Below are 5,718 nucleotides of genomic sequence, written 5' to 3'. Positions count from 1 at the left end.
GTTGTTTCTTGCCGTTTTTCGATTGCTTGTAGGATTCTTCCATCGACCCTAACACCGCAACCAAATGGCATTTCAATTTCGTTTTTATGGTGTCAATGAGTTCTTTTGGAAGTCGTTCGCGATACCCTAATCCCCGCCTGCCAATTACCAAAGCGGCACTTTCATGAACGGATAACCCATATTTTTTCCTATACTTGAAACGACCGATGATGCTGGTATACGCCGGATTCACTTTTTTGATGCGAAACCCAAGCCGTAAGCCCCGGCGAATGATGGTATCAGTCAGTTTTTTCTTTTTGAAATGATGTGTCAAGCGATTGAATCGTTTGTCCGTATCGTGCTGCTGTCTTAGTTGAATGTTTTCGATGACCACTGCCCCGACATTTTCTTGCATCAGCCAGTCATATACATCGCGCACCGTTTCACCAATGAGGTTATTTCTCTTATTCGCTCTTACGTATTCCAGTTCATGGCAGTAAAATACCTTTGATTGAAGAAAGTTTCCCTGTTTCGAAACGATGCTTACGGCGATGCGGTCCATATTGATATCCATCCCAGCGATTCGTTCCGCTTGAATTGGTTCATCGTAGGTAAGTTCCCTGCCATATACCTCTTCTTCATAGACGAGATGGACATAATATTCCCCGTTTTTGCGTTAGATTTCGACGGTATACGGTTGATATTGAATGACCGGCTTTCCTTTTGCATTCACTTCGACTGGTTCTCCCATGACGAGATCGATGATTTCCTCTTCATATTTTTCAGGAACGGACACAGGGAATCGTAAGCGGGGAGCGTGTTTCCCTTCTTGTTGTCCAAGTGGATTGGCGATTTCTACATAACATTGGTACGTCTTGTCGTCATAGGTGAGACGAATATTCAAATTTCCTTTTTTGCTTTTATCGCCTCTGGCGTACAACTGATTCGAGCGCAAATCTTTCCATTCTTCGTTCGTGATTTTTCCTTTCAAGCGCTTATAAAAGTTCTCTTTTCCACCAAAAATCACACGTGGAATCGTCCCTTGGTCGAGATGGTGCTTTAGCTCAGCTTCTTTGGATTTCCATTTTTCTAATCGTCGCTGTAATCCATCTAAACATGTTGGAAGATCGACATTCTTTGGTGTTTTTCTTCCATGTTGGTATTCATCGATTTTCTTTTCGGTTTTTTCGATTTTCGCCTTCACATCCTCCAAGCGTGTTGGAAGTAACTCACGCTGGGAAGAAATCAGTGATTGAACAAGCAGAACCGCATCTTCGGCAAACCGTTTGTTAAGCCGAAATTGGTGCGGAAGGTGCTTGATGATTTCTTTTGCGTTCCTTCCCTCCAGCAAACGGTTGAATGCGTATCGCTTCGCGGAACAAAAGACGCGCATTAATTCATCCAATGAACGAAGTTGCGATTCGTCATGAGAAACGATTTTCATCACTCGAACCGTTTTCATCCCCTTGCCTTCCCCCTATGTTTGGATCCTTAAGAACATATATTCGCCAACTCTTCTTCATTTCCTTTTTAAATGAGGAAGGAATGATTTTTTAGCACAACTAAGGGGGGAAGGCTCAGAAAATAGTCGAAATCCATAGATTCAGGGAAAAAAGTAAGAGATATTTACATAGTTTGATACATTTTTGTTGATTTTAAATGAACTGGTTATACCTCCTTTGTTTTGGTAACTACCCTATTTTACCGCTCATACAACTCAATCGGCAATTCATCCGGATCGCGGAAAAACGTGAACCGCTTTCCTGTAATCGGGTCAACGCGGATTGGCTCCGTCTCGATGCCGTGCGTATGCAAATAGGCGGCTGCTTCCTCGACATTTTCGACTTCCAAAGCGAGATGGCGCAGCCCGCACGCTTCCGGATAGCTTGGCCGCTTCGGCGGGTGCTCAAAGGAAAACAGCTCGATTTGCGTATGGTCGCCGACTTGCAAATCCAATTTGTACGAGCGGCGTTCCTCCCGATACTGTTCGTGAATGACGCGGAATCCAAGAATGTTCGTATAAAAATGTTTCGACCGTTCATAGTCAGAACAAATAATGGCGATATGGTGAACGCGAGTGAAGTGCATCGTTTTCCTCCTTATCGGTAAGCTATTTTGCAATAAAAATAGATTCGCGGCAGTCCGCAAGCTTTGGCACGAAAAATGTCTTCCCCATCTGTATTGACATGGAACAAAATGTATATTATCATGAAAACAATAGACGGTATAATTCAGAATATTTATACTAATCTGTTTTATTAAAAAAATATCTGTATAGATGAAACCGTTTGCTTCAACAAGCTCCTTCCATCTAGCAAAGCCCCAAAGCATATCTGCACCAAGTGCTGCCCGCATCATATTGCTTCTAGAATTATACTACATCATTTTCCAATGAAATAGTAGAAAGGGAGAAGGGGATATAGTCATGCGCTATGAATTTAAACTGCCCGATATCGGCGAAGGATTGCATGAAGCGGAGATTATCCGCTGGTTGATCCAAGAAGGCGACGAGGTGGCGGCTGACCAGCCGATTGCCGAAATTCAGACGGATAAGGCGATGGTGGAAATTACAACGCCGGTGGCCGGAAAAGTGGTGGCGCTTGCCGGACCGGAAGGCGCGACGGTGAAAGTGGGAGAAGCGCTGATCGTCGTTGAGCAGGAGACTGGCAGTGCCGGTCAGCAGGAGGCGGATAGCGTGGAGCCTGCGCCGCTTCAGCGGAAAAAACGGGTGATTGCCGCTCCGTCCGTACGCAAGCGGGCGCGGGAAATGGGCGTTCCGATTGAAGAAGTAGAAGGAAGCGGGGAAGGAGGCAGGGTGACGCTCGCCGATTTGGAGCGGTATGTCAAAGAACGGGAGTCGGCGGCCGCCGCGGCTGCTCCTTCGCTGGAAACCGCCAAGCCATCGGCCGGCGGAAACGACGGCGCCGTGAAAGAAGAACGCCTTCCGATTCGCGGGCTGCGCAAAAAAATCGCCGAGAAAATGGTGAAGTCCGCCTATACGGCTCCGCATGTGACCGGAATGGACGAAGTCGATGTCACGAAACTGGTGGAAATCCGCACTGTCCTTGCCAAACAGCTGGAGTCGGAATCCATCAAGCTGACGTATTTGCCGTTTGTTATTAAGGCGGTGACGCGGGCGCTGCAAGAGCATCCGATTTTTAACGCCATGGTGGATGAAGAAACGAATGAAATAGTCTTAAAGAAAGAGTACCATATCGGCATTGCGACGGCGACGAAAGAGGGGCTTGTCGTTCCCGTCATTAAGCATGCCGATCAAAAATCGATTCGCGAGCTGGCGATGGAGATTGCCGACCTTTCGGAAAAAGCGCATCGGCACACACTGCGCATCGATGAGCTGCAAGGAAGCACCTTTACGATTACAAGCACCGGCGCGGGCGGCGGCTGGTTCGCGACGCCGATCATCAACTATCCGGAAGTGGCGATTTTAGGCGTTCACGCGATTAAGCGCCGGCCAGCCGTCGTCGGGGATGAGATTGTGATCCGTAATATGATGGGGCTGTCGCTGACGTTTGACCATCGCGTCATTGACGGCGAACCAGCCGGACGGTTTATGCGGACGGTCGCTCGCATTTTAGAACATCCGGAACAGCTGTTATTAGATGTTCGCTAAACGGAGGGGAGGAAAAAACGATGTTTGATCAAAACGAATTGCGATTTGAGATGGTGCAGCTGCTTGATGAAAATGGGAATGGGGATGAACAAGAGCTGGCGTCTTTCTCCGATGAGTTTCTCGTGACGCTGTACCGCTGGATGCGCAAAGTGAGAGTCATCGATGAGCGCCTGTTGAAAATGCAGCGGCAAGGGCGGATTGGTACATACGCGCCATTCAGCGGCCAGGAAGCGGCGCAAATCGGCAGCGTGCTGGCGCTGAGAAAAGACGACTGGATTTTTCCAAGCTATCGGGAAATCGCCGCCTGCTTGGCGCATGGGCTTCCGCTCGCGCAAATTTTTCAGTATGTCCGCGGCCGCGTCATGGGCAGAAAAATGCCGGAGGATTTAAATATTTTTCCGACTCAAATCATTATCGGCGCCCAGACGCTCCACGCGACGGGATGCGCATGGGCGACGAAGCTGAAAGGGGAAACGCAAGTATCGGTCTGCTATTTCGGCGATGGTGCGACATCGGAAGGAGACTTCCATGAAGCGTTGAACTTTGCCTCCGTTTATCAGGTTCCCGTCATTTTCTTCTGCCAAAACAATCACTATGCGATCAGCGTTCCGGTGCATAAGCAGACAGCGAGCCGGACGATCGCGCAAAAAGCGCTCGCCTACGGCATGAAAGGCGTGCTGGTGGACGGCAATGACGCGCTTGCTGTGTACAAAACGATGAAACAAGCGGTGGAGGCGGCGCGCAACGGCGAGGGGCCGATGCTGATTGAAGCGCTGACGTATCGTTTAGGGCCGCATACGACAGCGGACGATCCGACGAAATACCGCAATGCCGAAGAAGTAGAGCAGTGGAAGCGGAAAAAGGATCCGCTTCATCGCCTGCGGGTGCTGCTAGAGAAGCGGGGGCTGTGGACGGAAGAGCAAGAGGAAGCATGGGTCGCGCAAGTGAATGAGGAAGTGACGGAGGCATATGAGGAAGCGACGGCGAACGAAACCGGGTCGATTGTTGATGTATTTGACTACGTATACGGTAAGCCAAGCAAGCTCTTACAGGAGCAGCAGCAAGAAGTCGCGCGGCGGAAACAACGGAAAGAGGTGAGGTAAGATGGCGGAAATCACGATGATTCAAGCGATTAATGAGGCGATGCGCCAAGAAATGGAGCGGGATGAGCGCGTGATCGTCTTAGGCGAAGACGTCGGCACCAACGGCGGCGTGTTTCGCGCCACCGATGGCTTGCTGGAACAGTTTGGCGATCAGCGCGTGTTTGATACGCCGCTTGCCGAATCGGGCATCATCGGCACATCGATTGGGCTCGCGGTCAACGGCTTCCGCCCAATTGCGGAAATTCAGTTCCTCGGCTTTGTCTATCAGGCGATGGATCAGCTGGCAGCTCAGGCGGCCCGCATTCGCTTCCGTTCAGCGGGGCGGTTTACGTGCCCGATCGTCGTGCGCAGTCCATATGGCGGCGGGGTGCGCACGCCCGAATTGCATTCCGACGCGCTGGAGGCGCTGTTTACGCATTCGCCGGGGCTGAAAGTCGTCATGCCATCGAACGCGTATGACGCGAAAGGGTTGCTGATTGCTGCGATTCGTGATGAAGATCCGGTTTTGTTTTTAGAGCCGATGAAATTGTACCGCGCCTTCCGCATGGAAGTGCCGGAGGAGCCGTATGAAATTCCGCTCGGCAAAGCGCGCATCGTCAAAGAAGGGGAAGATGTGACGATCATTTCATGGGGGGCGACCGTTCCGCTTGTCGCGAAACTCGCCGCAGACATGAAAGCGCAAGGCGTGGATGCGGAAGTGATCGATCTGCGCTGCCTGCAGCCGCTTGATATCGATACGATTATGCAATCGGTCGAAAAGACAGGCAGGGTGATGATTGTCCATGAAGCGGTGAAAACGAACGGATTCGGCGCGGAAATTGCCGCGCTCATCAGTGAGCGCGCCTTGTTCTCGCTGTCGGCGCCGATCGTGCGCGTCACTGGCTATGATACACCATATCCGGTGCCATCGGTCGAAGATGATTGGCTGCCAAACGCCGCCCGCATCGTCGAAGGAGTACAAACGCTCATGCGCTACTAATGAAAAAAGGAGGTGTAGACCTGGTT

At 50.5% G+C, this 5,718-nt stretch carries 6 protein-coding genes; 3 read left to right on the top strand and 3 right to left on the bottom strand.

Translation table 11 applies throughout. The annotated features are described in order from the left end of the window. From GCA01S_RS20870 to gloA2, 3 genes are all read right to left on the bottom strand, one after another. Nucleotides 1-541, bottom strand: a 541-nt coding sequence (locus GCA01S_RS20870) for an IS200/IS605 family accessory protein TnpB-related protein (RefSeq protein WP_255212267.1), incomplete at its 3' end; no start/stop codon positions are given. A gap of 114 nt (nt 542-655) precedes the next feature. Then, nucleotides 656-1,441: a transposase gene (locus GCA01S_RS20865; protein ID WP_255212266.1), complete on the bottom strand. Its 786-nt coding sequence runs from the start codon at nt 1,439-1,441 to the stop codon at nt 656-658. A 239-nt stretch (nt 1,442-1,680) separates the two neighbouring features. Beyond that, on the bottom strand, nt 1,681-2,067 hold the full coding sequence (gene gloA2, locus GCA01S_RS06395; protein WP_042408294.1) for an SMU1112c/YaeR family gloxylase I-like metalloprotein: 387 nt from the start codon (nt 2,065-2,067) through the stop codon (nt 1,681-1,683). Between the two features lie 337 nt (nt 2,068-2,404). Here gloA2 and GCA01S_RS06390 point away from each other — a divergent pair, with 337 nt between their 5' ends. From GCA01S_RS06390 to GCA01S_RS06380, 3 genes are read left to right on the top strand one after another with little or no spacing between them, the layout of a single operon-like run. Beyond that, the gene (locus GCA01S_RS06390) at nt 2,405-3,610 is read left to right on the top strand and encodes a dihydrolipoamide acetyltransferase family protein (RefSeq protein ID WP_042408291.1); all 1,206 of its coding nucleotides are present in this window, start codon (nt 2,405-2,407) and stop codon (nt 3,608-3,610) included. A gap of 20 nt (nt 3,611-3,630) precedes the next feature. Beyond that, nucleotides 3,631-4,713 (top strand): pyruvate dehydrogenase (acetyl-transferring) E1 component subunit alpha, encoded by a 1,083-nt coding sequence (gene pdhA, locus GCA01S_RS06385; protein WP_042408288.1) that lies wholly within the window; start codon nt 3,631-3,633, stop codon nt 4,711-4,713. Between the two features lies 1 nt (nt 4,714). Continuing rightward, complete coding sequence (locus tag GCA01S_RS06380; RefSeq protein WP_017436804.1) at nt 4,715-5,692, top strand: alpha-ketoacid dehydrogenase subunit beta; 978 nt, start codon at nt 4,715-4,717, stop codon at nt 5,690-5,692. The last annotated feature ends 26 nt before the right edge of the window (nt 5,693-5,718 follow it).

This window comes from Parageobacillus caldoxylosilyticus NBRC 107762 (assembly GCF_000632715.1).
In the GTDB taxonomy this organism is placed as follows: Bacteria; Bacillota; Bacilli; order Bacillales; family Anoxybacillaceae; genus Saccharococcus; species Saccharococcus caldoxylosilyticus.
The sequence above is the reverse complement of the archived record's forward strand: the minus strand, read 5'-3'. Positions and strand labels throughout refer to the sequence as shown.